The 755-nt window shown below is 45.3% G+C and carries 1 protein-coding gene; it reads left to right on the forward strand.

Features of this window, described 5'->3' with window-relative positions:
- Positions 1-121: 121 nt before the first annotated feature.
- Positions 122-755, forward strand: a 634-nt coding sequence (locus tag AK963_RS30010) for a permease (protein WP_238593904.1), incomplete at its 3' end; no start/stop codon positions are given.

The following is a 755-nucleotide window of genomic DNA, read 5'->3' on the forward strand; positions in this document are numbered from 1 at the left end:
GTCCTCTCGATTGGTCATGGCGCTGCTCCCTGCTTGATACCAACAGGAAAACAATCGGCCAGAAAAGGGTTAATCGGGAGGTCAAATTAAACTGGTGTTTTGAAGACTTATTACATCGGTGATGACAAAAGCCTGCTCATTCTTTCGTGATGACCTGAACATGACCCGTAAAGATATACTGGTTGGTTTACTTGTTGCTTCATCAGTCAGTGTTCTTATGCCTTCATCATGGTGGGAACTGCTTTTCTGGAATGTTCAGGAGCATGGTTTTCTGGCGTGGCTGTGGAATGCGATCATCGGGATTATTATTGCCATTCTCACTTTTGGATGTTCGATTGGAAATGTGTCACTGGCTGCTGTCATGTGGTGGAATGGGGTATCACCCGGCGGGGTGATGGCGTTCCTTTTATCCAGCCTGTTAACCTTTCCCATGCTTCGCATGTCCAATCAGTATTATGGCTTGTCTGTCACGATCAGACAGGCAACCGTTTTATTTTTAAGCATTCTGCTCTCCTGCCTGCTGATGGATTATATCCTGGACAGTGCTTCTATTTACCTTGTGCGAAGCAATACGATAACAGCCGGGTCTGGTGATGGAGCTATCATCACTCTGACTCTGAACCTGGTAATACCAATCGCATTTTCTAAATCCTTAAGCTGCCGCCAACTATGCTTAGGCATCATTACCATGCATTATCTAGAACAGATGTCTCGTCGACCACAGCTACCCGAAGGTTTTAATGATGTTGATTTTC

The organism is Endozoicomonas atrinae (genome assembly GCF_001647025.1).
Classification (GTDB): domain Bacteria; phylum Pseudomonadota; class Gammaproteobacteria; order Pseudomonadales; family Endozoicomonadaceae; genus Endozoicomonas; species Endozoicomonas atrinae.